The sequence below is a fragment of the Nonomuraea sp. CA-218870 genome, assembly GCF_050936535.1.
GTDB classification, from domain to species: domain Bacteria; phylum Actinomycetota; class Actinomycetes; order Streptosporangiales; family Streptosporangiaceae; genus Nonomuraea; species Nonomuraea corallina.
Genome location: NZ_JBNJMN010000001.1, coordinates 1339644 through 1365000 on the forward strand (window position 1 = coordinate 1339644; position 25357 = coordinate 1365000).

At 69.6% G+C, this 25357-nt stretch carries 33 protein-coding genes, 1 tRNA gene and 1 pseudogene; 15 read left to right on the forward strand and 20 right to left on the reverse strand.

What is annotated here, in order from left to right; translation table 11 throughout:
* Positions 1-195: 195 nt before the first annotated feature.
* Positions 196-918, forward strand: coding sequence for a hypothetical protein (locus ACQEUU_RS06805; RefSeq protein WP_433061794.1), 723 nt, complete (start codon positions 196-198; stop codon positions 916-918).
* Here ACQEUU_RS06805 and ACQEUU_RS06810 read toward each other — a convergent pair.
* The 3 genes from ACQEUU_RS06810 to ACQEUU_RS06820 form a co-directional block, all read right to left on the reverse strand.
* Complete coding sequence (locus tag ACQEUU_RS06810; protein ID WP_433061796.1) at positions 890-1372, reverse strand: hypothetical protein; 483 nt, start codon at positions 1370-1372, stop codon at positions 890-892. The two genes, ACQEUU_RS06805 and ACQEUU_RS06810, sit on opposite strands and share 29 nt — an antisense overlap.
* The gene (locus ACQEUU_RS06815) at positions 1369-1932 is read right to left on the reverse strand and encodes a hypothetical protein (protein WP_433061798.1); all 564 of its coding nucleotides are present in this window, start codon (positions 1930-1932) and stop codon (positions 1369-1371) included. The genes ACQEUU_RS06810 and ACQEUU_RS06815 overlap by 4 nt, the downstream gene beginning before the upstream one ends.
* Before the next feature lie 253 nt (positions 1933-2185).
* The gene (locus tag ACQEUU_RS06820) at positions 2186-2890 is read right to left on the reverse strand and encodes a hypothetical protein (RefSeq protein ID WP_433061799.1); all 705 of its coding nucleotides are present in this window, start codon (positions 2888-2890) and stop codon (positions 2186-2188) included.
* Between the two features lie 812 nt (positions 2891-3702).
* Between ACQEUU_RS06820 and ACQEUU_RS06825 the strand changes: the two genes are divergently transcribed.
* On the forward strand, positions 3703-4062 hold the full coding sequence (locus tag ACQEUU_RS06825) for an endonuclease domain-containing protein (protein WP_433071756.1): 360 nt from the start codon (positions 3703-3705) through the stop codon (positions 4060-4062).
* 3 nt (positions 4063-4065) lie between these two features.
* Here the strand turns inward: ACQEUU_RS06825 and ACQEUU_RS06830 are convergent, their stop codons facing one another.
* The 7 genes from ACQEUU_RS06830 to ACQEUU_RS06860 form a co-directional block, all read right to left on the reverse strand.
* Entirely contained in the window at positions 4066-4506 is a 441-nt protein-coding gene (locus ACQEUU_RS06830; RefSeq protein WP_433061801.1) for a hypothetical protein, read from the reverse strand.
* A 69-nt stretch (positions 4507-4575) separates the two neighbouring features.
* On the reverse strand, positions 4576-5337 hold the full coding sequence (locus ACQEUU_RS06835; RefSeq protein WP_433061804.1) for an alanyl-tRNA editing protein: 762 nt from the start codon (positions 5335-5337) through the stop codon (positions 4576-4578).
* A 27-nt stretch (positions 5338-5364) separates the two neighbouring features.
* The gene (locus ACQEUU_RS06840; protein WP_433061806.1) at positions 5365-5724 is read right to left on the reverse strand and encodes a DUF2516 family protein; all 360 of its coding nucleotides are present in this window, start codon (positions 5722-5724) and stop codon (positions 5365-5367) included.
* A gap of 149 nt (positions 5725-5873) precedes the next feature.
* Entirely contained in the window at positions 5874-6362 is a 489-nt protein-coding gene (locus ACQEUU_RS06845) for a hypothetical protein (protein ID WP_433061809.1), read from the reverse strand.
* Between the two features lie 6 nt (positions 6363-6368).
* A complete protein-coding gene (locus ACQEUU_RS06850; protein ID WP_433061812.1) occupies positions 6369-6863 on the reverse strand; it encodes a helix-turn-helix domain-containing protein in 495 nt (164 codons plus the stop codon).
* A gap of 60 nt (positions 6864-6923) precedes the next feature.
* Complete coding sequence (locus ACQEUU_RS06855; RefSeq protein ID WP_433061815.1) at positions 6924-7829, reverse strand: M56 family metallopeptidase; 906 nt, start codon at positions 7827-7829, stop codon at positions 6924-6926.
* Positions 7829-8182: a BlaI/MecI/CopY family transcriptional regulator gene (locus tag ACQEUU_RS06860; protein WP_433061817.1), complete on the reverse strand. Its 354-nt coding sequence runs from the start codon at positions 8180-8182 to the stop codon at positions 7829-7831. The genes ACQEUU_RS06855 and ACQEUU_RS06860 overlap by 1 nt, the downstream gene beginning before the upstream one ends.
* Before the next feature lie 54 nt (positions 8183-8236).
* Between ACQEUU_RS06860 and ACQEUU_RS06865 the strand changes: the two genes are divergently transcribed.
* A complete protein-coding gene (locus ACQEUU_RS06865; protein ID WP_433061820.1) occupies positions 8237-8752 on the forward strand; it encodes an O-acetyl-ADP-ribose deacetylase in 516 nt (171 codons plus the stop codon).
* 6 nt (positions 8753-8758) lie between these two features.
* On the opposite strand, the gene ACQEUU_RS06870 is transcribed toward ACQEUU_RS06865, so the two are convergent.
* Together ACQEUU_RS06870 and ACQEUU_RS06875 are read right to left on the reverse strand one after the other, a co-directional pair.
* Positions 8759-9574: a class I SAM-dependent methyltransferase gene (locus tag ACQEUU_RS06870; RefSeq protein WP_433061822.1), complete on the reverse strand. Its 816-nt coding sequence runs from the start codon at positions 9572-9574 to the stop codon at positions 8759-8761.
* Entirely contained in the window at positions 9567-10310 is a 744-nt protein-coding gene (locus tag ACQEUU_RS06875) for an SDR family NAD(P)-dependent oxidoreductase (RefSeq protein WP_433061825.1), read from the reverse strand. The genes ACQEUU_RS06870 and ACQEUU_RS06875 overlap by 8 nt, the downstream gene beginning before the upstream one ends.
* Positions 10311-10416: 106 nt before the next feature.
* Here ACQEUU_RS06875 and mshA point away from each other — a divergent pair, with 106 nt between their 5' ends.
* From mshA to ACQEUU_RS06890, 3 genes are read left to right on the forward strand one after another with little or no spacing between them, the layout of a single operon-like run.
* A complete protein-coding gene (mshA, locus tag ACQEUU_RS06880) occupies positions 10417-11694 on the forward strand; it encodes a D-inositol-3-phosphate glycosyltransferase (RefSeq protein ID WP_433061828.1) in 1278 nt (425 codons plus the stop codon).
* Between the two features lie 45 nt (positions 11695-11739).
* Complete coding sequence (locus ACQEUU_RS06885) at positions 11740-12222, forward strand: YbjN domain-containing protein (protein WP_433061831.1); 483 nt, start codon at positions 11740-11742, stop codon at positions 12220-12222.
* A 24-nt stretch (positions 12223-12246) separates the two neighbouring features.
* Positions 12247-12990: a phosphoglyceromutase gene (locus tag ACQEUU_RS06890; RefSeq protein ID WP_433061834.1), complete on the forward strand. Its 744-nt coding sequence runs from the start codon at positions 12247-12249 to the stop codon at positions 12988-12990.
* Between the two features lie 189 nt (positions 12991-13179).
* Here ACQEUU_RS06890 and ACQEUU_RS06895 read toward each other — a convergent pair whose 3' ends face one another.
* Together ACQEUU_RS06895 and phoU are read right to left on the reverse strand one after the other, a co-directional pair.
* The gene (locus tag ACQEUU_RS06895; RefSeq protein WP_433061836.1) at positions 13180-13347 is read right to left on the reverse strand and encodes a hypothetical protein; all 168 of its coding nucleotides are present in this window, start codon (positions 13345-13347) and stop codon (positions 13180-13182) included.
* A gap of 358 nt (positions 13348-13705) precedes the next feature.
* The gene (phoU, locus tag ACQEUU_RS06900) at positions 13706-14350 is read right to left on the reverse strand and encodes a phosphate signaling complex protein PhoU (protein ID WP_433061839.1); all 645 of its coding nucleotides are present in this window, start codon (positions 14348-14350) and stop codon (positions 13706-13708) included.
* A 132-nt stretch (positions 14351-14482) separates the two neighbouring features.
* On the opposite strand from phoU, the gene ACQEUU_RS06905 reads away from it, so the two are divergent.
* Both ACQEUU_RS06905 and ACQEUU_RS06910 read left to right on the forward strand, forming a co-directional pair.
* On the forward strand, positions 14483-15652 hold the full coding sequence (locus ACQEUU_RS06905) for a sensor histidine kinase (protein ID WP_433071758.1): 1170 nt from the start codon (positions 14483-14485) through the stop codon (positions 15650-15652).
* The gene (locus ACQEUU_RS06910; RefSeq protein ID WP_433061841.1) at positions 15649-16341 is read left to right on the forward strand and encodes a response regulator; all 693 of its coding nucleotides are present in this window, start codon (positions 15649-15651) and stop codon (positions 16339-16341) included. The genes ACQEUU_RS06905 and ACQEUU_RS06910 overlap by 4 nt, the downstream gene beginning before the upstream one ends.
* 85 nt (positions 16342-16426) lie before the next feature.
* Here the strand turns inward: ACQEUU_RS06910 and ACQEUU_RS06915 are convergent, their stop codons facing one another.
* Positions 16427-17008: a copper chaperone PCu(A)C gene (locus ACQEUU_RS06915; RefSeq protein ID WP_433061844.1), complete on the reverse strand. Its 582-nt coding sequence runs from the start codon at positions 17006-17008 to the stop codon at positions 16427-16429.
* Between the two features lie 238 nt (positions 17009-17246).
* Here ACQEUU_RS06915 and ACQEUU_RS06920 point away from each other — a divergent pair, with 238 nt between their 5' ends.
* The 4 genes from ACQEUU_RS06920 (at position 17247) to ACQEUU_RS06935 (ending at position 19025) form a co-directional block, all read left to right on the forward strand.
* Complete coding sequence (locus tag ACQEUU_RS06920) at positions 17247-17729, forward strand: CarD family transcriptional regulator (protein ID WP_043624891.1); 483 nt, start codon at positions 17247-17249, stop codon at positions 17727-17729.
* A 17-nt stretch (positions 17730-17746) separates the two neighbouring features.
* Positions 17747-18226 carry a 2-C-methyl-D-erythritol 2,4-cyclodiphosphate synthase gene (gene ispF / locus ACQEUU_RS06925; protein WP_433061847.1) on the forward strand — a complete coding sequence of 160 codons (480 nt, stop codon included), beginning with the start codon at positions 17747-17749 and terminating at the stop codon, positions 18224-18226.
* A gap of 136 nt (positions 18227-18362) precedes the next feature.
* Positions 18363-18650 (forward strand): GlsB/YeaQ/YmgE family stress response membrane protein, encoded by a 288-nt coding sequence (locus ACQEUU_RS06930; protein ID WP_433061850.1) that lies wholly within the window; start codon positions 18363-18365, stop codon positions 18648-18650.
* Between the two features lie 93 nt (positions 18651-18743).
* Entirely contained in the window at positions 18744-19025 is a 282-nt protein-coding gene (locus ACQEUU_RS06935) for a GlsB/YeaQ/YmgE family stress response membrane protein (RefSeq protein WP_433061853.1), read from the forward strand.
* 101 nt (positions 19026-19126) lie between these two features.
* Here ACQEUU_RS06935 and ACQEUU_RS06940 read toward each other — a convergent pair whose 3' ends face one another.
* Positions 19127-20284, reverse strand: coding sequence for a DUF2637 domain-containing protein (locus tag ACQEUU_RS06940; RefSeq protein WP_433061855.1), 1158 nt, complete (start codon positions 20282-20284; stop codon positions 19127-19129).
* Positions 20285-20398: 114 nt separating this feature from the next.
* On the opposite strand from ACQEUU_RS06940, the gene cysS reads away from it, so the two are divergent.
* The 3 genes from cysS (at position 20399) to ACQEUU_RS06955 (ending at position 22931) form a co-directional block, all read left to right on the forward strand.
* Positions 20399-21790: a cysteine--tRNA ligase gene (gene cysS / locus ACQEUU_RS06945; protein WP_433061858.1), complete on the forward strand. Its 1392-nt coding sequence runs from the start codon at positions 20399-20401 to the stop codon at positions 21788-21790.
* A gap of 90 nt (positions 21791-21880) precedes the next feature.
* A complete protein-coding gene (gene rlmB, locus ACQEUU_RS06950) occupies positions 21881-22837 on the forward strand; it encodes a 23S rRNA (guanosine(2251)-2'-O)-methyltransferase RlmB (protein WP_433061861.1) in 957 nt (318 codons plus the stop codon).
* Between the two features lie 21 nt (positions 22838-22858).
* Positions 22859-22931, forward strand: a tRNA-Thr gene (locus ACQEUU_RS06955).
* Between the two features lie 61 nt (positions 22932-22992).
* On the opposite strand, the gene ACQEUU_RS06960 is transcribed toward ACQEUU_RS06955, so the two are convergent.
* From ACQEUU_RS06960 to ACQEUU_RS06975, 4 genes and pseudogenes are all read right to left on the reverse strand, one after another.
* On the reverse strand, positions 22993-23340 hold the full coding sequence (locus ACQEUU_RS06960; protein WP_433071760.1) for a tyrosine-type recombinase/integrase: 348 nt from the start codon (positions 23338-23340) through the stop codon (positions 22993-22995).
* Positions 23341-23413: 73 nt separating this feature from the next.
* Positions 23414-24205: a tyrosine-type recombinase/integrase gene (locus tag ACQEUU_RS06965; RefSeq protein ID WP_433061864.1), complete on the reverse strand. Its 792-nt coding sequence runs from the start codon at positions 24203-24205 to the stop codon at positions 23414-23416.
* The gene (locus ACQEUU_RS06970; protein WP_433061867.1) at positions 24202-24387 is read right to left on the reverse strand and encodes a helix-turn-helix domain-containing protein; all 186 of its coding nucleotides are present in this window, start codon (positions 24385-24387) and stop codon (positions 24202-24204) included. Before ACQEUU_RS06970 ends, ACQEUU_RS06965 begins: the two co-directional genes overlap by 4 nt.
* Positions 24384-25352: pseudogene (locus tag ACQEUU_RS06975) on the reverse strand (replication initiator); the annotation flags it as partial. The gene ACQEUU_RS06970 and the pseudogene ACQEUU_RS06975, both read right to left, overlap by 4 nt.
* Positions 25353-25357 lie beyond the last annotated feature (5 nt).

Genomic DNA, 25357 nt, shown 5'->3' on the forward strand with positions numbered 1-25357 from the left:
CATCCCCGACGCCACCGGCCAGCCCGGCGACCTATGGCGCTGCGACCACTGCCAGAAACTGGGGCGTGTCGGCCACGCCTGCGACTGGTGCGACCGGTACGGCTGCCGACTCCACCGAGGCATGCACCGGCTCGGCACCGTGTGGCGTCCGGCCAGCGCATGGCAGAGGTTCCGCCACCGGAAACGAGGACGCACATGACTCGACGCTACGCCCAACCCGCACTCTGCCAAGCCCGCCACCTCCACCGCCACGACCCTGACCGCCCCCGCCACGCCGCCGACGGCATCAACCTGTGCGGCGAGTGCCGGGCCGCCTTCGGCCGCGCCCTCGCCGCCTTGCCCGACCTGTACGCCGACGTGCTTGCCCAACTCCCCGCTACCCGCACCGCCGTTGGGCCTCCCGTGTCCGGCAGTCGCACCCAGCCGCTCCCGTACAACCCGCGCGCCGGCGACCTGCTCTCCCAGTTCCGGCACGACCTCGGCTGGCTCACCGCGTTCGTGGCAGCCGAGCGTGGGCTGCACGCGCCGGTCCCGTCCCCATCCGCGCAGTGCTTGTGGCTCGGCAGGCACGTCGACTGGCTGGCCGCCCACCCGGACGCGGGCGCGTTCAAGGACATGGTGGCGGAGTGGACGGCCCGAGCCTTCAACGTGATCGACCCGGCGCGGCTGCCGGTTGTGGTGGGCCCGTGCATCGGGGCGCTGGATGACGGGCCGTGCGACGGGATGCTGTTCGCGACGGTACGCAGGGATGGTGACCACCGCCGTCGGAGGTCTACTGCGACGTGTGCCCGCTCGTGCTGGACACGACGCAGTGGCACTGGTTCGGGAAGCGGTACCTCGGGGCTCGAGCGAAGATGGTGGGTTGACCAGGGGCGACGACAACAAGGCGTCACTCGCGTGACGGCACAGGCAGGATGACCGGATCCGGATGCCCATGCCAGGTCACCTCGATCTCGTCCGGTAAGCGATCAGCGAGGCTTCCCGCCATCATGAAGCTGACCGATGCTCCAGGACGCACAGCCGCATCCTGCGGAACCTGCGTGCCGACCTGAGCCACCCCAGGGCCCCCGACGCTGACGCCCGTGGCGATGGCTGTGCCCGTGTTGCGCAGCGTGAACCGGTCCCGGCTCCGATCCAACGTCCATTCCACCCGCCCCTCCGGGGCGGCATCCCGCGCACTGCGGCCGGCTTCCAGCGTCTGAAGCGCTGTCGCCGTCTCCGCAGCGTTCGCCGATCGGTCAGCAGCTAAGGCGGCCTTCTTCTGCCACTTCAGGCCACGCCATGCGACCACGAGCGCTCCCAGGGAAACGAGCGCGGCGCCCACGGCGACGGCGATGGCGACCCACGCAGGGTCACTCCAGTCGATTGTCATGCGGGGAACTTACGGGGTGCCGCGCTGGCGAGATGACGTTTCGATCCATTCCGCTCTCGAGATTCAGGCTGGAGCTCCTGCCGAATGCGCTGCTCGAGCGCGGCCAGCGACTCGCGTAGTTGTTTGATGGCGAGCGAACGACGCGCGACCTCGGTGGCATGAGCCTCTCCGATGGCCGTGGATGTGCGGCTTGACGCATCGAGCCAGGCCATGAAGGCGGTTGAGAAGCTGGTGTGGGCTTCAACGATTTCCGGAGAGGCGAAAGCGTGGACCTTAGCGACAAGTTGCCGAGCCTTGTCGTCCCTCATGTCACCTGTGTTGACCTCGGTGGCGGGCGTAGGGGTGAGTGGGTCCACGGCATCGCGGATTGCCCAGAGGGAGGAAAGGAGCTCCACGTAGATCTCGGCGCGCCGCTCGAACTGTCGCTTGTCAGCCTCGAGGCGCCGAGCGAACTTGAACGACCGGCAGGGCACGATGAGGGCGGCCGTGGCCGCTATGCCTGCGGTGAGGACTGATACTCCTGCTGCGATCAGGGGGATGATGGCGGGATCCAGCGTCATCCCGGAATGGTAGGGCTGGCCCTGGTTTGCGGTGATGTAGGCGCGCCGGAAGGATCATGAGCGCCATGAGCCATGCTTGATGCGTGAGCGCAATCCGCAAGCGGATTTCACGACGGACGAAGCCTCCGTCTACCGGATCCCAGCCCACACCATCCGCCGATGGCACGCCGAAGGTCGGCTCACGGCCCCGTTTCGGGAAGCGGTACCTCGGTGCGCGGGTAAGGATGGCGGGGTAAAGCCCGCCATCAGTCGATCACATTATGCCGCCAAGACGGTTGATCTTACGATCCATGTCCTTGAGGAGACCAGGCAGAATGTCGGCAGCGTGGCCGAGCGATTTGGCCGAAGAGCGAAGATCGAGATTCGAGAAGACGTCGGCGGCGAACGCGAGATCCCGGGCCGCGCGAGCGTCAGGGCCATCTGGGGAATCCTTCATGACTGAGATGATTTGTTTGAGTTCGGCAAGCGCATCCGCGTTCAGGGTGCCGGTTCGCTCAAGCTGATCAGCGATCTCCTGCAGGCGAGCCACCGGTGGGGCGAAACTCTCGGTGAGGAGCCGCTCCAGCATCTCCTCGCTGACTGGCCCGATCCTGGCCAGGTGAGGCCCGTGCTTGCCTTCGTGTTTCTTCTTCCATTCCAGAAGAAGCTTCGAAGGATAAAGCCGCTCACCGTCTGTCTTGTCGTCGATGGCAGCGTGGTGTGCCAGACACACAAGCAGCAGGTTTGTGAACGAGTCGCGCTCGACCTCTTCTTCGCGAGTGCGGCAGGGGCGATAGCGTGGGACTCCAGGCTTCACCGCGTAGATGTGCGCGATCTGGGCGTTTTTCTTGTATATGCCTGACCGAACCTCAACTACGACCGGGAAGGGGCAGCCAGGCGAGTAGCAGTGCCCGCTACTCAATGCCCAGAGGGCGGCCTGGATTGCGGGATGGATGTTCCGACGCTGCGCCTTTGTCATTCGCTTAACGTACGGCTCGCAACAGGGGGTCGACTAGGCGCTCCGCGGGAACACTGTTACCTCTCGCAAGAGGAATCGAACGAGCGCGCGAAACCGAACGCGACCTGGGAGGATAAACGCGGTCAATCCCGGCATCTGCCACAACAGGCCCGGGGACGGCTGACCCAAGGAGACGACATGGCTAAGACCAGACCCCGAGCCGAAGTTGTCGCCCGGATCCCAAACCCAGCCGCAGGACTCTCCGGCTCAGCGAAAGGCCTGCTCGCCACAGAACCAGGCGAAGCGACTACGCCCCCGATGAGGGGGATCCCACACCCAACGCCGTTATCACACCTTGCCGCTCATGCGGATGTACGCCCGACAGCCAATGCGAAGGCGGCTGTTAGCGCCGTCCCCCTAGTCCTGTTCGCTGATCTCTGCTCCGCCTGCATGACACGGGAGGACGCTCGCAGGATCTTTCGGGGAACCAAGGAGCACGCCAAACGACGCAACGACCTCACGCGCGCACAGATAGAAGACCTGGGCGGCTTCGTATGCAAGATCTGCGAACGCCCCGGCCTTCGAGGACGTCGCCCTCGAAGGCCGGGGGAAGCCAGCAGTCAGGGAGATGACCCTGTTCGACCACGCTGACGAGCGCGGGTATTTCCTCGGCATGATCTGCAGCGTCAAGCTCGTAAGTGGTGGGCGGCCCATCGGGGGATGCTCTGGGCCACTCGGTCGCGTCGCTCGGGGCGCGCGGTTCGGTTCCGCCCGGCGACTGAGGATCCTGCGTGAGTACCACGACAACCCTCTGGACTATCAGCCATTCCTCCATGTCCAGCCCCACGAAAGTGGATCATCAGCTGGCGGAAACCCTCCGAGCCGACGGAGCGCAGAGCACCGCCGCCGAAGTGTCCGCCCGAAAGGCTGCCGCCGGTTACAGGTGTCAGGTGTGCCGCAAGACGGACACCAAGCTATGGCCCGTCGATCGAGACCCGCTCGCGATCGACCACGATCACCGGACCAAACGGGTTCGCGGCGTGCTTTGCCAGGCATGCAACCTATCTATGCGGTTCTTCGACGACTGCGTCCCAGAGGATCGAGAGCGGTACTACGCGAACGCCATGACGCTGTTCACCACCGCGCGAGGGGTGAGAGGGGAGCCCTGGTATCGGGCGCGAGAGGGGAACTGACGCCTACTCCAGGTGCACCTTGCCGCCGAGCGCCTTCCACACCAAGTCGAGATGCTCCCTGTTCGTAGTGTGCACCGTCCAGTTCCGGCCGGTCACCACATCGGGCCCGCTGTCCAGCTCATCGCCAACCGCCCGATAGATCTCCACCTGCGCCTGCACATCGCCCTCCCGCTCGTAGATGCCCACCACCAGATTGCCGCCCTGGCAGCCGCCGAGCTCCTTCGCGTTGATCGGGTCGGGGACGGGCGTGTAGTCGCTGCAGGCGATCCCTGCGGCGGTGAGCTTCGCCACGATGTCGCGCGGCGAGGCGTAGCTGCCGCCGTCCGCCGGCGGCGCGGTAGTGCTCGGCGCTGCGGGGGAAAGGGAAGTACGGGCGGCCGGTTGCTGCCCGCACCCGACGAGCATTACGACGGCCGCCGCGGCGGCGAGCATGATGGTGCGCATGGCGACCCCTCGGCTTGGCGTTGCCCCGAGTACCGAGTAGGACGCGCCCCGCCGTGGGCGGGTTCACGGTCAGTCGCAGATCTCGACCCGCACGCGCCGGAAGCCGCGGCCCTTGCTCTCCACCTTCGCCACCCGGAGCTGGCCGATCTGCGCGGTGGAGGCGACGTGCGTTCCGCCGTCCGCCTGGGTGTCCAAACCTGTGATATCCACGATTCGCACATCGGTGACCGAATCGGGGATTAGGTTCGTTGCGGTTCTGATGATGTCCGGAATGGCGAACGCCTCGGAGCGGGGGAGAACCCGCACGTCAATGCGCCGGTCGGCCCGAATCTCGGCGTTGCAGGCGTCCTCAATCGACTGCTTGAAGCCGGGCGGCACCTCGGGCAGGTTGAAGTCCATCCTGGCGATTCCAACAGTCTGCTGTTCGCGAGACATGGACGGCTCCATGTTGCCGCCGGTGACCGGGCAGCGGAAGTCGCGGAACACCACCCCGCAGAGCACGTGCAGACCGGAGTGGGTGCGCATCAGCGCGGAGCGGCGCTCGTCCTCGACGGCGGCGCGCACGACCGTGCCCACCGGCGGGATCGGGTCGCCCTCGGCCGGGATCAGGTAGAGGTCGTCGCCCTTGCGCACGCCGACGACGCGGGTCTCGACGCCCTGCCAGATGAGCACGCCGTGGTCGGCGGGCTGGCCGCCGCCGCCGGGGTAGAAGGCCGACCTGTTCACCACGATGCCGTCGGGCGTCGCGTCGAGCACCACGGCCTCGAAGTCGCGCAGGCTCTGGTCGGAGAGTTCGAGGCGCTCGGTGCGCCCGTGCAGATCGGTGGTCATGACCGGGAGCCTAGATCAGGGGGCAGGTCACCAGGGGCCGTAAGGGCCGCTGTTGCCGCCCATGCCCTTCACCGCGGGCTTGACGTCCACGATGTAGATCGTGGCCGCGATCACCGCGGCGACGGAGAACAGCCCCAGGCCGATCCCCATGAACTGGGCGCCGCCGATCAGCATGAAGGTGGTCACGTAGGCCCAGGCACCCGCCGCGGAGAACAGCGTGGCCAAAATCAGGATGATCAGCCAGATGTTCTTCTGCAGCTTGCCCGCCGAGACGAACGCGGCGGCGGGCACCCGCAGCGCGTGCACCAGGGCGTATCCCGCCATGCCCAGAACGACCAGGGACAGCACCGAGAAGAGGAGGTTGAAGACCAAATTGACGAATTGCATGTTGTGGCTCCCGCCCAATGCCGCGATGAGTCGGCTTCAGCCTAATGGCCGCCCGCGCTCCCCGGGCACCGGAAACGTCGCTACGGTCGGGTACCGATGCCGCGAACGCGGAAGCCCGCCTCCATGCGGAGGCGGGCTCGCGCGGAAGGTCAGGCCTTGGCCTTGGTGGCGCCGGGCTTCTTGGCGGTCTTGGCGGTCTTGGCGGGCGCGGTGGTGGCGGCGGCGGCCGGCTCGGCGGCCTCCGACATCTCCTCCAGCTCCAGGGCGGCCTCGCCGCTGGTCTTGCTGACGACCTTGCGGCCGCGGACCGCGAACTCCTCGTAGACCTCGACGGCCCGGTGGCCGAGCTGGTCGGCGTACTCGCGGGCCTTCTCGGGCAGCTCCTTGGCGATGCCTTCGGCCTTGCCCGCGTACTCGCGGGCCCACTCCGGCAGCTCCTTGGCGATGCCCTCGGCCTTGCCGGCGTAGGCGCGCGCCTTCTCCGGCAGCTCCTTGCTCAGCTCGGCGCGGCGCGACTGCAGCTTCTGCAGCTGCTCGGGCAGCTCGCGCAGCTTCTCGACGGCGTAGTCGCCGGCCCCCGCGACCGCGTAGAACGGCTTGGTGTCGGTGAGTTTCCTGACTTCGGTGGCGAGCGTCATGATGGGTTAACCTTCCTTCGTTTCCTGGCTGGCGGGGCCGCCGCCGTTTCTCGCCGCGTAGGGCTCAAGTGCGGCGAGGAGCTCAGGCGGCAGCGGCTGTTCGTCGTCCGGTGCGGAGGCCGTCCGGGGGTGGGCGTTCTGGGAGGTCTGCTCGCCCTCGGCCGGTCCCTCCTTGCGGAACGACTCGTAGATATCGATCAGCACCTGGCGTTGCCGCTCGGTGATGTTCGGGTCTTCCCTGATGGCCGTGATGACGTCGCTGGGAGGCTCGTGATCCTCGATGAGGCCGGCCTGGACGTAGAGCACCTGCGAGGAGATGCGCAGACCCTTGGCGATCTGGTTGAGGATCTCCGCGCTCGGTTTGCGCAGGCCGCGCTCGATCTGACTCAGGTAGGGATTGGACACCCCCGCCGCGGCAGCCAGCTGGCGCAGCGAGATCTTCGCCTGCTGCCGCTGCTCGCGGATGTATTCGCCGATCGAGCCGACTTTCGGAAGTGCCATACCTCGATTATGCGGCCCGCCGCTTGCAATTGCAAACGCGGCGGTTAACACCTGCAAGCATCAGAGCTGGATAATCCACAGGAACGGTGTGGAGGTGACCAAGCTCACGGACAGCGCGACGATGCCCGCCCGAGCCCTGCGCGGCAGCTCCGGCGCGGGCTTGATCAGGCGGTCGACCCTGGCCATGACGTTGCTCGCGTGCAGGCCCAGCATCCCGCTCGGAGCCGGCATCGCGCCCGCGGTGCCGAACCGCAGCAGGGCCGTGGCCAGCCGCCGGGGCGAGCAGTAGCGGCGCGCCCGGTCGTCGGCGGCCATCTCGATGAGCAGCTCCACCTGCTCCTGCGCCTCGCAGACGACCTTGGACCAGGGCAGCGCCCGGCGCAGCGCGGCGAACGGCAGCAGCACCAGATCGTGCCGCTCGCGTACGTGGGCCGCCTCGTGCGCGAGCACCGCGGCCAGCTCGTCGCTCGACCACAGCCGCAGCGCGCCCTCGCTCACCACCACCTGCGAGCGCAGCCCCGGCACGCAGTACGCCGCCGCGCTCGGATGGTCGAGCACCCGCACCCCCGGCACGCCGGGATCGTCACGGGAGATCAGCGCCAGGAGCGTGCGGTGACGCCTGCGGGCGCGCAGCGCCTGCACCCCCGCCGCGATCAGCACCACGATCAGCACGGTCAGCGCGGTGAACCCGGCGATCATGGCGAGGACGTGCAGCGGGTCCCACGCCCGCAGCGGCGCCTCGCCCTGGGCGAAGGCGACCAGACCGGGCAGCACGCCGATCCCGTAGGGCTGCACGCCGAAGGCGAGCATGGCCCCGGTGGTGGCCAGCCCCCACGCCACGCCCAGCGACTGCCACAGGATGATGGCCGGCCGGGGCGCGCGGGAGGTCCAGCGAGCGGTGGTGAGACGCCAGGAGCCGATCGCGCACGCTGTGGCGAGCGCGGCCAGCACCGCTGCCGTGATCACTAATCCTCCAGCTCCGTGAGGGCTCTGCGCAGGATCTCCGCCTCGTCACCGGACACGGCCTTGGCGAAGCGGGTCAGGGCGGCGGAACGGTCGCCCGTCATGTCGAGAGCTCCAAGCATAAGCTCGGCGATGTAGTTGTCGCGGGTTTCCGCGGGTTCGTAGCGCCAGGCGCGCCCGTCACGGGTCCGCCTCAGGAAGCCTTTGCGGGTGAGGCGGTCGAGAACGGTCATGACCGTGGTCGGCGCCAGGTCGCGGTCGGCGATGAGGCGGCCGACCTCGCGGGCGGTCAGCGCGGCCTTCTCCGCCCACAGGATGTCCATGATGCTGCGTTCGAGCTCGCCAAGACCCTTCACACGCTTCAGCGTAGTACTACACATCGTCGAGCAGCTATCCAGGAGGTTGGTGAGATGGATATCACGCTGGTGCGGGGAGATATCACCCGGCAGCGAGTTGACGCGATCGTGAACGCCGCGAACTCCTCGCTCATGGGCGGCGGCGGGGTGGACGGGGCGATCCACCGCCAGGGCGGACCGGAGATCATCGAGGAGTGCCGCAAGCTGCGCGCCTCCCGGTACGGGTCCGGCCTGCCGACCGGCCAGGCCGTCGCCACCACCGCGGGCCGGCTCCCCGCCCGCTGGGTGATCCACACCGTCGGCCCGGTGCACTCGCCGTTCGAGGACCGGTCGGAGCTGCTGGCCTCCTGCTACCGGGAGTCGCTGCGGGTCGCGCAGTCGCTGGGCGCCGGGACGGTGGCGTTCCCGGCGATCGGCACGGGCATCTTCGGCTGGCCGCTCCCCGAGGGCGCCCGCGTCGCCGTCGACGCGGTCCGCGCGTGGGACGCCGGGCCCTCGCCGTCGGTGGAGGAGGTGCGGTTCGTGCTGTTCGACGCGGGCGCGTACGCGGCCTTCGAAGCGGCGCTGTGAGACCGGCTACCTGGGGAGCGGGCCCGTGGGATGCGACGGGGCGACAGCCTGCCACGGGATGGTCAGCTCGCCCAGACGCCAGCGGGCCCGCCCGCCGAGCGGCGGGCGGCGCGCGACCGGCCAGGAGGCCGTGAGAGTCTCCGCGGCGGCGAGCCAGCGCTGACGGGCCCCGTGGGAGCCGTACGGGGCGCTGACCGCCCAGGCGTGGTCCCAGTCGCGCAGGAACGCGTGGATCCGCTCCCCGGGCACGTTGCGGTGGATGAGCGTCTTCGGCAGCCGGTCGGCCAGGTCGGAGGGGCGTTCGAAGGCGTCGAACCGGGCCGAGAACGTCAGCGTCCGCGGCCCCTCCCCGTCCAGCCCCACCCAGACGGCCCGGTGCCCCACCTCCGAGCAGGTCCCCTCGACCAGCACGCCCCCGGGCGCCAGCCCCGCCCGCAGCACCTCCCAGTAGTGCCACGCCTCCGCCTCCCCGTACTGGCGCAGCACGTTGAAGGCGCGGACCAGCACCGGAGGCCGGGCGACGGGCAGCTCGAAGCCGCCGAGCACGAAGCTCAGCCCCGGGCGCTCGTAGGGCCTGGCCGCCGCCACCCTGGCCGGGTCGATCTCGACGCCCACCACCTCGACGTCCGGCGCCACCCGCCGCAGCCGGGTGAACAGCTCCAGCGTGGTCACGTGCGAGGCCCCGTACCCCAGATCCACCACGAGCGGCCGGACGGCGGCCCGCAGCAGGCGGCCGTGGACGGCGGCGATCCACCGGTCGGCGCGGCGCAGGCGGTTGTGCGCGGTCGTGCCCCGGGTGATGGAGCCGACCGGTCTAGCCACCGACGCGGTGCACCTTGTGCTGGGCGGCCTGGGCGCGGGGGCGGATGACCAGGCGGTCGACGTTCACGTGCGCGGGCCGGGTCACGCACCAGGCGATGGCGTCGGCGACGTCGTCGGCGGTGAGCGGGCCGGGCACGCCCTCGTACACCTTGCCGGCCCGTTCGGCGTCGCCGCGGAACCGGGTCAGCGCGAACCCCTCGGTCCGCACCATGCCGGGCGCGATCTCCACGATCCGCACCGGCTGTCCCACCAGCTCCAGCCTGAGCGTCTCGGTCATCGACGTCTGGGCGTGCTTGGCCGCGCAGTAGCCGCCGCCTCCCTCGTACGAGACCAGCCCGGCCGTCGAGGTCAGCATGACCAGCACGCCGTCGCCCGACTCGACCAGCTTGGGCAGCAGCGCCTGGGTGACGCGCAGGGAGCCGAGCACGTTCGTGTCGTACATCCGCTGCCAGTCGTCGACCCGGCCCTCGGCCACCGGCTCCAGGCCGAGCGCGCCGCCGGCGTTGTTGACCAGCACGTCGCAGCGCTCCAGCGAGGCGGCCAGCGCGTCGACGGAATCCTGGGAGGTGACGTCCAGGGTCGCGGGGGTGAGGCCCGGCACCTCGGCGGCCAGCTTCTCCAGCCGGTCGCGCCGCCTGGCCCCGGCCACCACGTGGTAGCCCTCGGCGGCCAGCCGCCGCGCTGTCGCCTCGCCGATCCCGCTGCTCGCGCCGGTCACCACAGCCGTTCTCTTCATGCGCCTCATCCTGCCAGGCGGCCGGTTGGGTACCCCCGCTGTGACCCTGTGTCGGGGAATGTCGGAAAAATCAGGACAGTTGTAATTCTCTTGGAGGTGATGTCGGGTGAGGCGACGACGGGTCAACCGGGTCGCGACGATCAGCATGCACACATCACCGCTCGACCAGCCCGGCACGGGCGACGCCGGCGGCATGAACGTGTACATCGTCGAATCGGCCAAACGACTCGCCCAGCTCGGCGTGGAGGTGGACATCTTCACCCGCGCCACCGCCCGCGACCTGCCACCTGTCGCCGAGCTCGCTCCCGGCGTCCTGGTCCGCCACCTGACCGCCGGACCGTACGAGGAGATGGACCGGGCCGACCTGCCCGGCCAGATGTGCGCGTTCCTGTCGGAGGTGCTGCGCACCGAGGCCATGTACGAGCCCGGCCACTACGACGCCATCCACTCCCACTACTGGCTGTCCGGCCAGGTCGGCTGGCTCGCCAAGGAACGCTGGGGCGTCCCCCTGGTGCACACCATGCACACCATGGCCAAGGTCAAGAACCGGCTCCTGGCCGCCGGAGACCGCCCAGAGCCGCAGGCCCGCGTGGTCGGCGAGGAACAGGTCGTGCAGATCGCCGACCGCCTCGTGGCCAACACCGCCGACGAGGCGCACGAGCTCATCGACCTGTACGGGGCCGCCGAGCAGCGCGTCGCCGTCGTCAACCCCGGCGTGAACCTCACCGTCTTCCAGCCCGCCTCCCAGGGCGCCGCCAGGCACCGGCTCGGCCTGCCGCAGAGCGCCCGCGTCCTGCTCTTCGTCGGCCGCATCCAGCCGCTCAAGGCCCCCGACGTGCTGCTGCGCGCCGCCTCCCGGATGCTCATCGACGACCCGTCGCTGCGCGGCCGCCTCGTCGTCGCCTGCGTCGGCGGACCCTCCGGCAACGGCCTGGCCAGGCCCTCCATCCTCACCGAACTCGCCACCGAACTCGGCATCGAGGACACCGTCCGCCTCGTGCCGCCCGCCCCGCAGCACCGGCTCGCCGACTGGTACCGCGCCGCCGACCTCACGATCGTCCCCTCCCACAGCGAGTCGTTCGGCCTCGTCGCGCTGGAGTCCCAGGCGTGCGGCACCCCCGTCGTCGCCGCCGCCGTGGGCGGGCTGCGCACCGCCGTCCGCGACGGCGCGTCCGGGCTCCTCGTCGACGGGCACGACCCGCACGACTGGGCGCGGGTCATCGCCGGGCTCCTCGCCTCCCCGGCCCGCCTCGCGGTCCTCGCCGAGGGGGCGCGCGAGCACGCCGCCGCCTTCGGCTGGCAGGCCACCGCCGCCCGCCTCATGGAGGTGTACGCGCAAGCCGTCGCCCACCTGCACCGGCAGCCAGTGGTGGTCAACTACTGATCGGCGCGGCCGACCCCGTACCGGGCCCGTCAGTAGGCTGTAGGCATGCGCGACGTCATCGAAGCCGCGCTCAAGGCCGCGGACGTCGAGTACGACGAGCCGCGGCCGGGAGCGTTCCTCGCCAAGCTGCCGGGCCGGCACAAGCTCGCCACGATGACCTGGCTGATCGTCGGCGAGCGGGTCCTGCACATCGAGGCGTTCTTCTGCCGCCAGCCCGACGAGAACCACGCCGAGTTCTACCGGTGGCTGCTCGCCAAGAACGGCGCCATGTACGGCGTCCACTTCTCCGTCGACCCCGTCGGCGACGTCTACCTCGTCGGCCGGCTGCCCCTCACCGCCATCACCGAGGAGGAGATCGACCGCGTACTCGGCTGCGTGCTCACCTACTCCGACGAGTCCTTCGACCGCGCCCTGGAGATCGGCTTCGCCTCGTCCATCAGACGCGAGTGGGAATGGCGCAAGAAGCGCGGCGAGTCCCTCGCCAACCTGCAGGCCTTCGCCCGCTTCGCGGACCCGGACCGGGCCTGAGCCCGGCCGCTCTAGGATGACCGTATGGCGACTTTGGTGCTGCTGCGGCATGGCGAGAGCGACTGGAACGCGAAGGGCCTGTTCACCGGCTGGGTGGACGTGAGCCTGTCGGCCAAGGGCGAGGACGAGGCCCGCAGGGGCGGCAAGCTCCTCATCGAAGCCGGCCTCTACCCCGACGTGGTCCACACCAGCCTGCTGACCCGGGCCATCCAGACCGCCCAGCTCGCGCTCGGCGAGGCCGACCTCCTCTGGCTCCCGGTCAAGCGCTCCTGGCGGCTCAACGAACGCCACTACGGCGCCCTCCAGGGCAAGAACAAGGCCCAGACCCGCGAGGAGTTCGGCGAGGAGCAGTTCATGCTCTGGCGGCGCTCCTACGACACGCCGCCGCCGCCCATCGCCGACGACGACGAGTACTCCCAGAGCGGCGACCGCCGCTACGCCCTCCTCCCGCCCGAGCTGATGCCGCGTACCGAATGCCTCAAGGACGTGGTGGACCGGATGCTGCCCTACTGGTACGACGCGATCGTGCCGGACCTCTCGGCGGGCCGGACCGTCCTCGTGGCCGCGCACGGCAACTCCCTGCGCGCCCTCGTCAAGCACCTCGACGGCATCAGCGACGAGGACATCGCCGGGCTCAACATTCCCACCGGCATCCCGCTCCGCTACGACCTGGACGAGCACTTCCGGCCGCTGAAGCGCGGCGGCGAGTACCTCGACCCCGAGGCCGCCAAGGCCGCCGCCGAAGCCGTCGCCAACCAGGGCCGCTGACCGGACCGGGCAGGTCTTTGTTCGGGCGGGCTGGTCTTGTTCGGGTGCGGGCTCGTGCGCAGAGCATGCTCAATCGTTTCCGGAAAACCTGAAGATCTTTTGGGTTGTGAACCAAGACGACAGACCCCACTCAGCACGCGCCCGCCCGGACATGTCATCACAGAACTCACAGGAAGCCAGAAAGAGCAGCTACTCGCCACGCAGCCAAGGAAGCACGGGTGTCCGGTGGTCGGCGTTGATGGAGTGCAGCGGGCACGGTCGGCGGGGTTCTCGCGGGCAGAGGACGAACGCCTCGGTGACGGTGGCGCGATACAGCCGCCAGGCCGCCGGCGCGGTCACGTCGTCCACGGTGATCACGCTGCCCCCTCGCGTCGCGGGGCCGGGGTAGACGCCGACGCCGTGGTCGAGGTCGCTGGGTACTCGATGAGGAACCGCCTGGTCCAGATCCCCATGAACCACCCGCCGGTGACGGTCACGGGCGGCACCGAAGGGTCCGAGTCCCACAGGCGGACGGGCCCGCCCAGGTCGGTCCCCGGTCGTCACCCCGGCCGCCGGGTTCGCGATCACCCACAGCGTCCCCACCTTCGCGCACGTGGACGTGGGCCAGTCGCCCCCTCGTGGGCCATTACCCCCTTCCGTCATGGGCGGGACTGGCCGTGGCCTGCGGATACGCCGCCCTCGCACTGGCGGCGGCCAGGGGCAGGCGGAGCGCGTCTCAGTCCGGCCGCGTGCCCGTGACCATGTAGACGACATCCCTGGCCACGCTCACCGCGTGGTCCGCGTACCGCTCGTAGTACCGCCCGATCAGCGTGATGTCGATCGCCGGCTCCACCCCGTGCCGCCAGTCCTCGCCGAGGATGGTGCGGAACAGCCGCCGGTGCAGCCGGTCCATCGCGTCGTCGTCCTGCTCCAGCTCCAGGGCGGACTCCACGTCACGGGAGGTGATGCAGCCGCCGGCCTTGGTGACCAGGTTCTCGGCGATCTGGCCCATCTCGACGATCGTGGAGCGGACCTCGGCGGGGATGGCGGAGTCGGGGTGACGCAGCCTGGCCACCTTGGCGACGTGCACCGCGAGGTCGCCCATGCGTTCCAGGTCGCCGCCCATCCGCAGCGCGGTGATGACCAGGCGCAGGTCGACGGCGACGGGCTGCTGCCTGGCCATCAGGTCGAAGATGGATCCCTCGACGCCCGCGAAGAGCGCGTTCACCTCCTCGTCGCGCGAGATGACCTGCTCGGCGAGCTGGAGGTCGGCGTCCAGCAGCGCCGTGGTGGCGCGGGAGATGGCGGAGCGGACGAGCCTGGTCATCTCGACCAGCCTGTCGGTGAGGGCGTCTAGTTCTTCGTGGTACGCGTCGCGCATGCCGTCACCGTATGAGGGCGGTCGTGAACGAACTCCGACGCGAAGATGAACTTTCCGCGAAGGCAAGGCCCGTCCCCAGGTCACGGGCGGGTTCTCACCGGGGCGCCGCCTACCATCGGGAGCATGAGTGAGATGGCCATGAGCTTCGCGGCCCTGGCCGGCTTCGTCGTGGGAGCTCTGGCAGTGATCGTCTACCGTGACCAGATCGAGGCGCCCCGCAGACGGGACGACGTCTCCGACCCGGGGGTGACGGCGCTGCCACAGGGGATCGCCTCGGTCCTGGCGGTGCTGCCCTCCTCGGCGGTGGTGCTGGACGCGCACGACCGCGTGCTCCGCGCCAGCTCGGCCGCCCGCGCGTTCGGGCTCGTCAAGGGCGACCGGCTGATGGTCGCCGAGCTGCTCGCGCTGGCCCGGAAGGTACGGCGCGACGGCGAGATCAGGGAGACCGGGATCGACGTGGCCGGCACCAAGTTCGGCCAGGACACCACCAGCTTCGCGGTCCGGGTGGCCCCCCTCGGCTCGGTCGGCCAGGTGCTGGTGCTGGCGGAGGACCAGACCGAGCGGCGCAGGGTCGAGGCCGTGCGCCGCGACTTCGTGGCGAACGTGAGCCACGAGCTGAAGACCCCCGTCGGGGCGCTGAGCCTGCTGGCCGAAACGATCCAGGACGCGGCCGACGACCCCGAGGCCGTCACCCGCTTCGCGGCCCGCATGCAGCACGAGGCGGCCCGGCTCACCTACCTGGTGAAGGACATCATCACGCTGAGCCGGATCCAGGGCGCCGAGCCGGTCCCCTCGCCCACCCAGGTCTCCATCGACAAGGTCATCGGCGACGCCGTCGACCACTGCAACACCCGGGCCGGCGCCAAGGACATCACGCTCGTCACCGGCGGCGCGGAGGGGCTGCGCGTCTGGGGCGACGAGGAACTGCTGGTGACCGCGCTGCGCAACCTCATCGACAACGCCATCGCCTACAGCCCGGAGCACACCCGCGTGGTGGTCAGCACCCGGCCCGCCGGGGAGAGCGTCGAGATCAGCGTCAGCGACCAGGGCATCGGCATCCCCGAGGACCTGCAGGAGCGCATCTTCGAACGCTTCTTCCGGGTCGACACCGCCCGCTCGCGCGCCACCGGCGGCACCGGCCTCGGCCTGGCCATCGTCAAGCACGTGGCCGCCTCGCACGCGGGCGAGGTGTCGGTCTGGAGCAAGGAAGGCTCCGGCTCCACCTTCACCCTGCGCCTGCCCGCCTTCGGCGGGACGGCCATTCCGGCACACCCCGACATCTCCTTGGAGGCCGCCCAGTGACCCGTGTGCTCGTCGTGGAAGACGAGGAGTCCTTCTCCGACGCCCTGTCCTACATGCTCCGCAAGGAGGGCTTCGAGGTCTCCGTCGCGGCGACCGGGCCCGACGCGCTCGACGTCTTCGACCGTCACGGCGCCGACCTCGTGCTGCTGGACCTGATGCTGCCCGGCCTGCCCGGCACCGAGGTGTGCCGCTCGCTGCGGCAGCGCTCCAAGGTCCCGGTGATCATGTTGACCGCGAAGGACAGCGAGATCGACAAGGTCGTGGGCCTGGAGCTGGGCGCCGACGACTACGTGACCAAGCCGTTCTCCTCGCGCGAGCTGGTGGCGCGCATCCGCGCGGTGCTGCGCCGCCGGGGCGACGTGGGGGAGGAGCCGGAGACCGCGGTGCTCGCCGTCGGCCCGGTGCGCATGGATGTCGACCGCCACGTGGTCGCGGTGCGCGGCGAGCCGGTGCAGTTCCCGCTGAAGGAGTTCGAGCTGCTGGAGGTGCTGCTGCGCAACGCCGGCCGGGTGCTCACCCGCGGTCAGCTCATCGACCGCGTGTGGGGCGCCGACTACGTGGGCGACACCAAGACCCTGGACGTGCACGTCAAGCGGTTGCGCGCGAAGATCGAGGTCGACCCGTCGAGCCCGCGCTGCATCCTCACCGTGCGCGGCCTCGGCTACAAGTTCGACGCCGTGGACGCCTGAGAGTCCTTCGTCCGCACGAGTCCCGCACGTGTCCCGTACGAGATCCTGTCGTGGGATCTCGTACGGGACACGAGGCGTTCGCGGGTCAGTGGGCCTCTTCGTCGGCCGCGCCCGTCGGCGTGGGCGTCGGGGTGGGCGGCGGCACGGCGCCCTCGACCGCGGGGAAGGACGCGTACTCACGGTTGCGTGGCACCACAGGGACGTTCAGGGTGATCGTGCCGGCGCCGGCGAACTGGAGGTCCAGGCGGATGGTCTCGCCGCCCCTGAGGGCCTTTCCGAGACCTTCCAGCGTGATCTGCGGCTTGGTGGGCTCGGCCTGGACGAGCTGACCCGGCGGCAGCTGCACGGGCGCGGCCAGCTTGGCGGACCCGGCGTCGCCGGCGCTGACGCCCTGCAGCGTGTCGGCGGAGGAGCCGTCATTGAGCATCGTCAGGTAGACGGGCACGGAGCCGCGCCAGGGGATCTGGCCGCCCGACTCGGGCCCGAGGATGAACGCCTGGGGGACGTGGATCTTCTGCTTGCCGTAGGCGCCCTGGTCGATCAGGGCCGCCGCCTCCACCGGCGCGTATGGCTGGTTGGTGTTGGCGTCGAAACCCGCAGAACATCCGGCGAGTACGGGGGCTGCCAGGAACGCGGCTGCGGCGGCAATCCAGCGACGGCTGGTCACGGGCGGGTACTCCTTGGTCTGCGCATGGGGATGGGCAGCGCCTACCATATCCACCCGTTTCCATGGTCATATCCGCGCCCCTGCAGGTCATTAGGTATGTCCACATATGCGATTCACAGAGTTGACCTCTTGTCAATCCCCAATATGCGGCTTTGACCTGCAGTTATGATGATTTCACTGTTCCGGGAGCCTGTGGATGCGTGGTACTCTGGAGTACAGCGGAAGGGGTACTTGTCACATGACTTTCCAGGTCGGCGACACTGTCGTCTACCCCCACCATGGGGCTGCTCGGATCGAAGCAATCACGAAGCGATCCATCAAGGGTGAGGAAAAGACCTACCTGGTGCTCAAGGTCGACAAGGGCGACCTTACCGTCCAGGTGCCAGCGGAAAACGCGGAACTCGTCGGTGTGCGCGATGTTGTCGGCCAGGAGGGCCTGGAGCGCGTTTTCGACGTCCTGCGCATGCCGCACACGGAGGAGCCGACCAACTGGTCGCGGCGCTACAAGGCCAATCTGGAGAAGCTCGCGTCCGGCGACGTGAACAAGGTCGCCGAGGTCGTCCGCGACCTGTGGCGGCGGGACCGCGAGCGCGGTCTGTCCGCCGGTGAGAAGCGCATGCTCGCCAAGGCCCGCCAGATCCTCGTCAGCGAGCTGGCACTCGCCGAGAAGACCAATGAGGACAAGGCGGAAGCCCTTCTCGACGAGGTTCTCAACTCCTGAACACGATCGTTCCACGGGTGGGCGTCGGAGTCGACGTCCACCCGTTCGCATCGGGCCGGGAAATGCGTCTCGCCGGCCTCCACTGGCCGGGCGAGACCGGCCTGTCCGGCCACTCCGACGGCGACGTCGCCGCGCACGCGGCCTGCGACGCGCTGCTCTCGGCCGCGGGCCTGGGTGATCTGGGCGGCCTGTTCGGCACCGGCGACCCGCGCTGGGCGGGCGCGTCCGGCGCCACCCTGCTGCGGGAGACGGCGCGCACGGTCCGCGCCGCCGGCTTCGAGATCGGCAACGTGGCCGTCCAGGTGATCGGCAACCGCCCGAAACTGGCCCCCCGGCGGCTGGAGGCCGAGCTGGCGCTCGGCGCCGCTCTGGGGGCGTCTGTGAGTCTCAGCGCCACCACCACCGACGGGCTCGGCCTGACCGGCCGTGGCGAGGGCGTCGCGGCGATCGCGACCGCGCTCGTCGTCAACCTCGCGCCGGGATCAGGCGTCGAGTAAATGGCGGGCAACCTGCCGCCCGCCGTTTCCATGGTCGGCGGCGGTCCGCGCTGGCGCGGTGCGGATCGCCGTCTACCAGGGATAACGAGCCATATTGCCGGGTAGGTCCCTCGAAAGACGCTTCGGGGGGAGCTATATGATCGGCGCGATCGTTTCCGCGATAATCATCGGCGCCATCGTCGGCGCACTGGCCCGGCTCATCCTGCCGGGCAAGCAGAACATGTCCATCGGGCTCACACTGATCGTCGGCATCGTCGCGGCTCTGCTCGGCACGCTGATCGCCCAGATGTTCGGCTGGGCCGACACCAAGGGCATCGACTGGATCGAACACATCCTCCAGCTCGTCCTGGCCGTGATCGGTGTGGCGATCGTGGCGGGAGCGGCCAAAGGGAGTGGTGGTCCGAGAGGCCGGACCACCACCTGATCAGGAAATTTGCAAAAGTCCGGCATAAAGGCCGGAGATCGGGTATCCACTCCCCGTGAGGCTGAACGGCTCAACCTCATGGGGAGGTTTGTCATGACAATCCAGTCCATCCTGGGCGCCATCGTGATCGGCGCCGTCATCGGCGCGATCGGGCGTCTGCTGCTTCCGGGCCGGCAGGCCATCGGGTGGATCCTCACCATCGTCGTCGGCATCGTCGCCGCGCTCATCGGAACGCTGATCGCGCAGGTCGTCGGCGTGGAGACGACTCCCGGCATCGATTGGATAGAGCTGGTGCTCCAGGTCGTCCTGGCCGTCGTGGGTGTCGGCATCGTCGCCGGTCTACGCCGCGGCCCCCGCGGCTCCACCCGGATCTAACCGGGGCCTGTGACGCCCGCACCCGTGCCTGATCCCGAGAGCACGGAACAACGTGCGCAAAGCCCGCCCGGCAGCATCGCCGGGCGGGCTTCGTCATGCCATCAGTCCTCGGGCGGCAGGGGCGTGCTGCGCAGCCGGCCCGACGGGGCCTCACCGGGAAGCGGGCGGCGGCCGTCGTCGCCCTCCCCGACGACGCGGTGCGGAGCGGTGTCCTCCAGTGAATCCGCCCCCTGACCGTCCCGCTCCCGCTGCCCGTCACGATCGTCCCCGGCCTCGACGCCGTGACGAGGGCCGGGCTCGTCGCCCCGCACCACGGGGACGGGCTGCGTGTCGGCGCTCTGCTCTCCGCCCGGGGCCGTGCGAGGGTGGACCAGGACGTCCCTCGGCTTGACCCGGTCACCCCACCGCACGGGCCGCTCCGGCTGCGGTTCAGGTTCCGGTACGGGAGAGGACACGGGCCGTCCGGACCCCGCCTCCTGCACCGGCTCCGGCTCCGGTTCCGGTTCCTGCACCGGCTCCGGCTCCCGCTCCGGTTCGACGGAGGATGCCGGGCGTTCGAGCTCCGGTTCCGGCTCCGGTGTGGGGGACGACGCGGGCGGCTCGGGGCGGGTGACCTGTTCCGACACCGGAGGGGTCTCGGGCGCCGGGGTGGGGCCCGCGATCGGCGTCTCCAGCAGGGCCGGGGTGACCGGCGCGACGGTCTCCAGGGGCGGCGGGCCGTCCCCGGGACGCGGTCCGGCCGGACGGGGCAGCTCGGCCGTCCTGTCGGCCTCGACGCCCCGGCGGAACGGCACGATGTCGCGCTCCTCCGTACCGTCGTCCTCGTGCGCGGATCCCCGTCCGGCCCGCACGTGCTTGATCAGCAGCAGCCAGAGCCAGAGCCCCAGCGCGAGCATCACCCACGGCGCGACGGCCACGCCCACGGCCGTGGGAGAGGCGGGGAACGGGTAGTTCAGGGCCGTGGCGACGTTCGCCGCGGCAGCCGCCAGGATGAGCAGCACCAGCGCCAGGGCGGCCTGGAGGCGCACCAGGACCCGGGCGGAACGCAGCAGCAGCACGCCGAGCAGCGTGATCACGAGCAGCGCGTCGAACCCCGCCGGGTAGAGGTAGGCGAGGTCGGGACGGGCGCCGCCGTGCACGGCCAGCGCCCGCAGGTCGTCGAACGAGAGCACGCACGCGGCGCCCGTCAGGGCGGCGACGGCGAGTCCGGCCAGGGCGATGCCCACATGCCGGAGAGTGAAGGGGGGAGTCACGTCCATGGCGGTTCGAGCCTACAGAACAATGCGTTCCCCGGCCGATCTCGCGAACCGGCGAGAGACGAGGTGGCGCGGTATCAGGTCCGCGACGGGGCCCGAGGCGTTAGCCTTTCTTTCGTGAGCCTGCACCTTTACGACACCGCCACCCGCGGCATTCGCGAATTCGTCCCGCTCGAGGCCGGCCGTGCGTCGATCTACCTGTGTGGCGCGACCGTGCAGGCCCCCCCGCACATCGGCCACATCCGCTCGGGCGTCAACTTCGACGTGCTGCGGCGCTGGCTCATGCGCTCCGGCTACGACGTGACGTTCTGCCGCAACGTGACCGACATCGACGACAAGATCATCAGGGTGTCCGCCGAGGAGCAGGTGCCCTGGTTCGTCGTCGCCGAGCGCAACCAGCGCGCCTTCACCTGGGCCTACGACACGCTCGGCTGCCTGCCGCCGACCGTCGAGCCGCGCGCCACCGGCCACGTGCCGGAGATGATCGTGCTCATGCGACGGCTCATCGACCGCGGCCACGCCTACGCCTCCGGCGGCGACGTCTACTTCGACGTGCGCTCCTGGGAGGACGAGTACGGCAAGCTCTCCAACCAGAAGCTCGCCAACATGCGGGCGGCGGCCGACACCGACGACGAGTCGTGCAAGCGCGACCCGCGCGACTTCGCGCTGTGGAAGGGCGAGAAGCCCGGCGAGCCCACCTGGCCGACGCCGTGGGGCCCCGGCCGCCCCGGCTGGCACCTCGAATGCTCGGCGATGGCGACCAAATACCTGGGTCCGACGTTCGACATCCACGGCGGCGGCCTCGACCTGATCTTCCCGCACCACGAGAACGAGATCGCGCAGTCGCAGGCGGCGGGCGACGGCTTCGCCCGCTACTGGATGCACAACGGCCTGCTCAAGATCGGCACCGAGAAGATGAGCAAGTCGCTGGGCAACTCGCTGCTCATCCCGGAGATGGTGCAGAAGGTCCGCCCGGTCGAGCTGCGCTACTACCTGGCCGCGCCCCACTACCGGTCTTCCATCGACTACTCGGAGGAGGCGCTGCAGGAGGCCGCGGCCGCCTACCAGCGGATCGAGGGGTTCGTGACCCGCGCCGCCGAGGTGATCCACGACGTCGACGCCGACGCGCCGCTCCCGCAGGCGTTCTCCGACGCGCTCGACGACGATCTCGGCACGCCGCAGGCGCTCGCGGTCGTGCACGAGGTGGTCCGCGAGGGCAACGTCGCGCTGTCCAAGGGTGACAAGGAGGCGGTGGCCCGGCTGCTGGCCGAGACCCAGAACATGCTCGACGTGCTGGGCCTCGACCCGCGCTCGCCCCAGTGGCGCTCGGCCGGCTCCGATCTCAAGCCGGTGGTCGACGCGCTGGTGGCGGTGGCGCTGGAGCAGCGCAAGGCGGCCAGGGCCCGTAAGGACTACGCGGCGGCCGACGAGATCAGGAACCAGCTCGCCGCGGCGGGCATCACCGTCGAGGACACCCCCAACGGCGCCCGCTGGGAGCTGAGCCGCTGACCGCGGCCGGCGCGTGTCGTAGTGGTTCAGGTCCGCGCCCGCCGCTCCAGGCGGGCGAAGGGACTTGGCGACGCAAGTACCCTTGATTCCATGGCAGCAGGGGGTAAGGCGGGCAGGCCCGCCAAGAAGAAGGGCCCGAGCAAGGGCGCCGGCGGTCAGCGTCGCCGCGGGCTCGAAGGCAAGGGCGCGACCCCGCCTGCCGAGATGCGCCACTGGTACAAGGACAAGGCCAGGGCCGAGCGCGTCGCCCGCGAGGACCGAGGCGGCGCGCGGCGGGCCCCGGTGCGCGCCAAGCGCTCCGAGGACGCGCCCGAGTACATCGGCGGCCGCAACCCCGTCCTGGAGGCCCTCCAGGCGGGCGTCCCGGCCAACGCCCTCTACGTCGCCCACCGCGTCGACAACGACGACCGCGTACGGGACAGCATCAAGGTCGCCGCCGACCGCGGGATCGCCCTCATGGAGGTCACCCGCGACAAGCTCGACAGGCTGACCGAAGGCGCCGTCCACCAGGGTGTGGCCCTCCAGATCCCGGCCTACGACTACGCCCACCCGGCGGAGCTCGTCGACCTGGCGCGCGACGCGGCGGAGATCCCGCTCATCGTCGCCCTCGACGGCGTCACCGACCCCCGCAACCTGGGCGCCATCGCCCGATCCGCCACCGCCTTCGGCGCCCACGGCCTGCTCGTCCCGTCCCGCCGCTCAGCCGGCGTGACCGGCGGCGCCTGGAAGACCTCCGCCGGCACCCTCGCCAACCTGCGCGTGGCCCGCGCCGCCAACCTCACCGCCGCCCTGCGCGAATACCGCGAGGACGGGCTCTTCGTCATCGGGCTCGACGGCGCCGGCGACGTGGAGATCGGCGACGTCGACCTGCTGACGGAGCCGCTGGTCGTGGTCATCGGGTCCGAGGGCAAGGGCCTGTCGAGGCTGGTCAGCGAGCAGTGCGACGCGGTCGCCCGCATCCCGATGCGCGCGGCGGCGGAGTCACTCAACGCCGGGGTCGCGGCGGGAGTGACCTTGTACGAAGTCGCTCGTCACCGACGGCGGTGACCGTCTACACTGGTAGGCCGTGCCGACGTAGCTCAATCGGCAGAGCATCTGTCTTGTAAACAGAAGGTTTGGGGTTCGATTCCCCACGTCGGCTCTCCAACCAAAAGGCCCCTGAGCAGGCATTACGCCGTCAGGGGCCTTCTGCTTTCCGACTTTCAACCGGTGTCTTCGGTGCCTTTGGGAGCCACCTTGGGAGCCACCGGAGCCAGTTTCCCCAGGAGGGCGCTGGAAATGGCCTCGGTCGCGGCACGGCGGTCGCCCTCCAGCAGGTGTCCGTATATGTCCTTGGTGATCGCGATGCTTGCATGTCCGAGGACTTCAGAGACGACGTGGAGGGGAGTGCCCTGGGCGAGCATGAGTGATGCGCCAGAGTGGCGAAGCTCGTGCGGATGCCAGGGCCGAGTCCAGCTCTCTTGGCCAGCCGGGAGAACAAGTGCGAGAAGGTATCCGGGTCGGACGGGTTGCCGAAAGCCGTCGGGAACATCAGGCCGTGCTCCGTCCAGTCCTCACCGGCCTTAAGGCGTTCCTTGTTGTGGGTGGCTTTGTGCCGCTTGATCGCCTCGACCAGTTCGGGAGTCAGGCCAGGACGCAGCGTGAGCGCTTGGTCTTCAGTTCGCTGATCACGATGCGGGTTCTGGCGGTGGCGTTCGGGTCGCGATTCTTCAGGCGCTTGACGGAGTGCGTGACACGGAGGGTGCGAGCGTCCGGGTCGAAGGCGTTCCACATGAGCCCGAGTGCCTCGCCACGCCGCAGGCCGAAGACCAGGGACAGGAGGACGAGGACGCCCATGCGGTGATCGGCCACGGTGTCGAGGAGCCTCTTGCCCTCCTCCACCGTGAGCGTGCGGCCCTCCTCGACCGGCACGCGCGGAGGCATCGACAGCGCTGCGACATTCCGCATGATCAGGCCCTCTCGCTCAGCCTGACCCAGCGCCTTACGGAGGACGGCCCGCATGTTGCGGACGCTGTTCGCCTTGTAGCCCACCTTGCGCTTGGCCAGCCACAGGGCATCGACCTGAGCCACGGTGAGCTTGGTCAGCTTGTGGCGGCCGAGGCATGGCTTCAGGTGCAGCCGTACCGTGTCCTCGTAGTCGTCCAGGGTCCCATCGGAGATATGGCCGGGCAGGTGGAGCAGCCAACGGTCAAGGAACGTTCCAACCGTCAGCCGGTCGTCGGGGACCAGAGCACCCTTGGCCAGGGTTTCCTTGAGCTTGTGTACCTTCTCGACAACTTCGGCGCGGGTCTTGCCGGAGACCTTCTTGCGGATGCGCTTCCCGTCCGGGCCGTAGCCGAGGGAGACGGCACCGCGCCAGCGATCGCCGTCCTTATAGATCGAGTCCTCGTTTTGGCCACGCTTCTTGGTGCTCATGCTGCTTCCTGTTCGAGCTGGGTGACGAACTCGGTCAGTGCGGATGCCGGGATGCGACGCAGGGTGCCGATGCGAACGGATCGGAGCGCGCCGGAGCGGATCAGCTCGTAGACCTTGGTACGGCCGATGCCGAGGTAGTCGGCAGCCTCTTCCGGGCGGAGGAGGAGAGGCGTGATGGTCATGCCGCCCTCCCCGTGACTGCGGTTGCCGAAGGATCTTGGCCGTCTGCTCTGGCTTGGAGTTCGGCGATGTGGGCTCGCCAGCGTTGCCGCTCGCGGACGGATCGCAGGAGCCGGACGGCTAGCGGTGGGACGTTGGCGTCTGCGGCTGGGACGGGTCGCCAGACATACCGGTGTGGGTCTATGGGCTCGTCGGCCTTGCCGAGGGCTTCCAGGACCCAGGTGCGGCGGTCCTGCTTGTGCTCGGTCAGGGTCTTGTTCGACCATTTTCGGGAGACCAGCACGCGACGGCCTGCGTAGCCGAGGTGTTCGGGCTTGTGGGCCTTGGACTTGCACCGGCCGGGAGCCGTTCCGGCCTTGGCGTTCTTGGGCTGGACGCCGTAGCGGAGCCAGTTCGGGCAGGTGGGCGAGCAGGGTTCGTAGCGCAGGGCATTGACGAAGCGGGCGGCGTGCTCGCGTTGGGCCTGGTTGTCGAGCGTTTCGCCGAGGCTCTTGGCCAGGTACTTCGACAGGTAGCGGATGCACTGGTCGGCGTCCTTGGTGCCCGCGAGCACGCCCTTGACGTCCACCTGTTCGCCGAAGCGGATGACGTGCAGGGGTTCGGCGTCCTCGTCGGCGTCGAGTTCGTCGAGGGCTTCGTCCCAGGTGGGCAGTACCTCTCCGGTGTCGGGGTCGAGGTAGCCGGCCCGTTCCTGCCAGATGGGCAGGTGTTCGCCCTCGAAGGCCACGTGATCGACGGAGGGCCACCACACCTGGTGGTAGGTGGCTGCGGCGATCTGCTTGATCTCCGCTCGTGGGAGCGTTCCACGGATGGCCATGTGCAGGTGTGGGGCGAGCCGCTTCTGTGGCTCCACGGTGGCGAAGTACTGCACGTCGAAGCCCGCCACGCGGCGAAGGTTGTGCACGAACCGATCGACCAGCTTGGAGAAGTGCAGGGCGTCACGAGCCGCCCGCGGGTAGTCGTAGGTCGTAT

Excerpts from the sequence above, each read along its gene's own strand:
- ACQEUU_RS06805 (WP_433061794.1), top strand. The coding sequence starts at position 196 with ATGACTCGACGCTACGCCCAACCCGCACTCTGCCAAGCCCGCCACCTC.
- ACQEUU_RS06810 (WP_433061796.1), bottom strand. The coding sequence starts at position 1,372 with ATGACAATCGACTGGAGTGACCCTGCGTGGGTCGCCATCGCCGTCGCC.
- ACQEUU_RS06815 (WP_433061798.1), bottom strand. The coding sequence starts at position 1,932 with ATGACGCTGGATCCCGCCATCATCCCCCTGATCGCAGCAGGAGTATCA.
- ACQEUU_RS06820 (WP_433061799.1), bottom strand. The coding sequence starts at position 2,890 with ATGACAAAGGCGCAGCGTCGGAACATCCATCCCGCAATCCAGGCCGCC.
- ACQEUU_RS06825 (WP_433071756.1), top strand. The coding sequence starts at position 3,703 with ATGTCCAGCCCCACGAAAGTGGATCATCAGCTGGCGGAAACCCTCCGA.
- ACQEUU_RS06830 (WP_433061801.1), bottom strand. The coding sequence starts at position 4,506 with ATGCGCACCATCATGCTCGCCGCCGCGGCGGCCGTCGTAATGCTCGTC.
- ACQEUU_RS06835 (WP_433061804.1), bottom strand. The coding sequence starts at position 5,337 with ATGACCACCGATCTGCACGGGCGCACCGAGCGCCTCGAACTCTCCGAC.
- ACQEUU_RS06840 (WP_433061806.1), bottom strand. The coding sequence starts at position 5,724 with ATGCAATTCGTCAATTTGGTCTTCAACCTCCTCTTCTCGGTGCTGTCC.
- ACQEUU_RS06845 (WP_433061809.1), bottom strand. The coding sequence starts at position 6,362 with ATGACGCTCGCCACCGAAGTCAGGAAACTCACCGACACCAAGCCGTTC.
- ACQEUU_RS06850 (WP_433061812.1), bottom strand. The coding sequence starts at position 6,863 with ATGGCACTTCCGAAAGTCGGCTCGATCGGCGAATACATCCGCGAGCAG.
- ACQEUU_RS06865 (WP_433061820.1), top strand. The coding sequence starts at position 8,237 with ATGGATATCACGCTGGTGCGGGGAGATATCACCCGGCAGCGAGTTGAC.
- ACQEUU_RS06875 (WP_433061825.1), bottom strand. The coding sequence starts at position 10,310 with ATGAAGAGAACGGCTGTGGTGACCGGCGCGAGCAGCGGGATCGGCGAG.
- ACQEUU_RS06885 (WP_433061831.1), top strand. The coding sequence starts at position 11,740 with ATGCGCGACGTCATCGAAGCCGCGCTCAAGGCCGCGGACGTCGAGTAC.
- ACQEUU_RS06890 (WP_433061834.1), top strand. The coding sequence starts at position 12,247 with ATGGCGACTTTGGTGCTGCTGCGGCATGGCGAGAGCGACTGGAACGCG.
- phoU (WP_433061839.1), bottom strand. The coding sequence starts at position 14,350 with ATGCGCGACGCGTACCACGAAGAACTAGACGCCCTCACCGACAGGCTG.
- ACQEUU_RS06905 (WP_433071758.1), top strand. The coding sequence starts at position 14,483 with ATGGCCATGAGCTTCGCGGCCCTGGCCGGCTTCGTCGTGGGAGCTCTG.
- ACQEUU_RS06920 (WP_043624891.1), top strand. The coding sequence starts at position 17,247 with ATGACTTTCCAGGTCGGCGACACTGTCGTCTACCCCCACCATGGGGCT.
- ACQEUU_RS06930 (WP_433061850.1), top strand. The coding sequence starts at position 18,363 with ATGATCGGCGCGATCGTTTCCGCGATAATCATCGGCGCCATCGTCGGC.
- ACQEUU_RS06935 (WP_433061853.1), top strand. The coding sequence starts at position 18,744 with ATGACAATCCAGTCCATCCTGGGCGCCATCGTGATCGGCGCCGTCATC.
- ACQEUU_RS06940 (WP_433061855.1), bottom strand. The coding sequence starts at position 20,284 with ATGGACGTGACTCCCCCCTTCACTCTCCGGCATGTGGGCATCGCCCTG.
- rlmB (WP_433061861.1), top strand. The coding sequence starts at position 21,881 with ATGGCAGCAGGGGGTAAGGCGGGCAGGCCCGCCAAGAAGAAGGGCCCG.
- ACQEUU_RS06965 (WP_433061864.1), bottom strand. The coding sequence starts at position 24,205 with ATGAGCACCAAGAAGCGTGGCCAAAACGAGGACTCGATCTATAAGGAC.
- ACQEUU_RS06970 (WP_433061867.1), bottom strand. The coding sequence starts at position 24,387 with ATGACCATCACGCCTCTCCTCCTCCGCCCGGAAGAGGCTGCCGACTAC.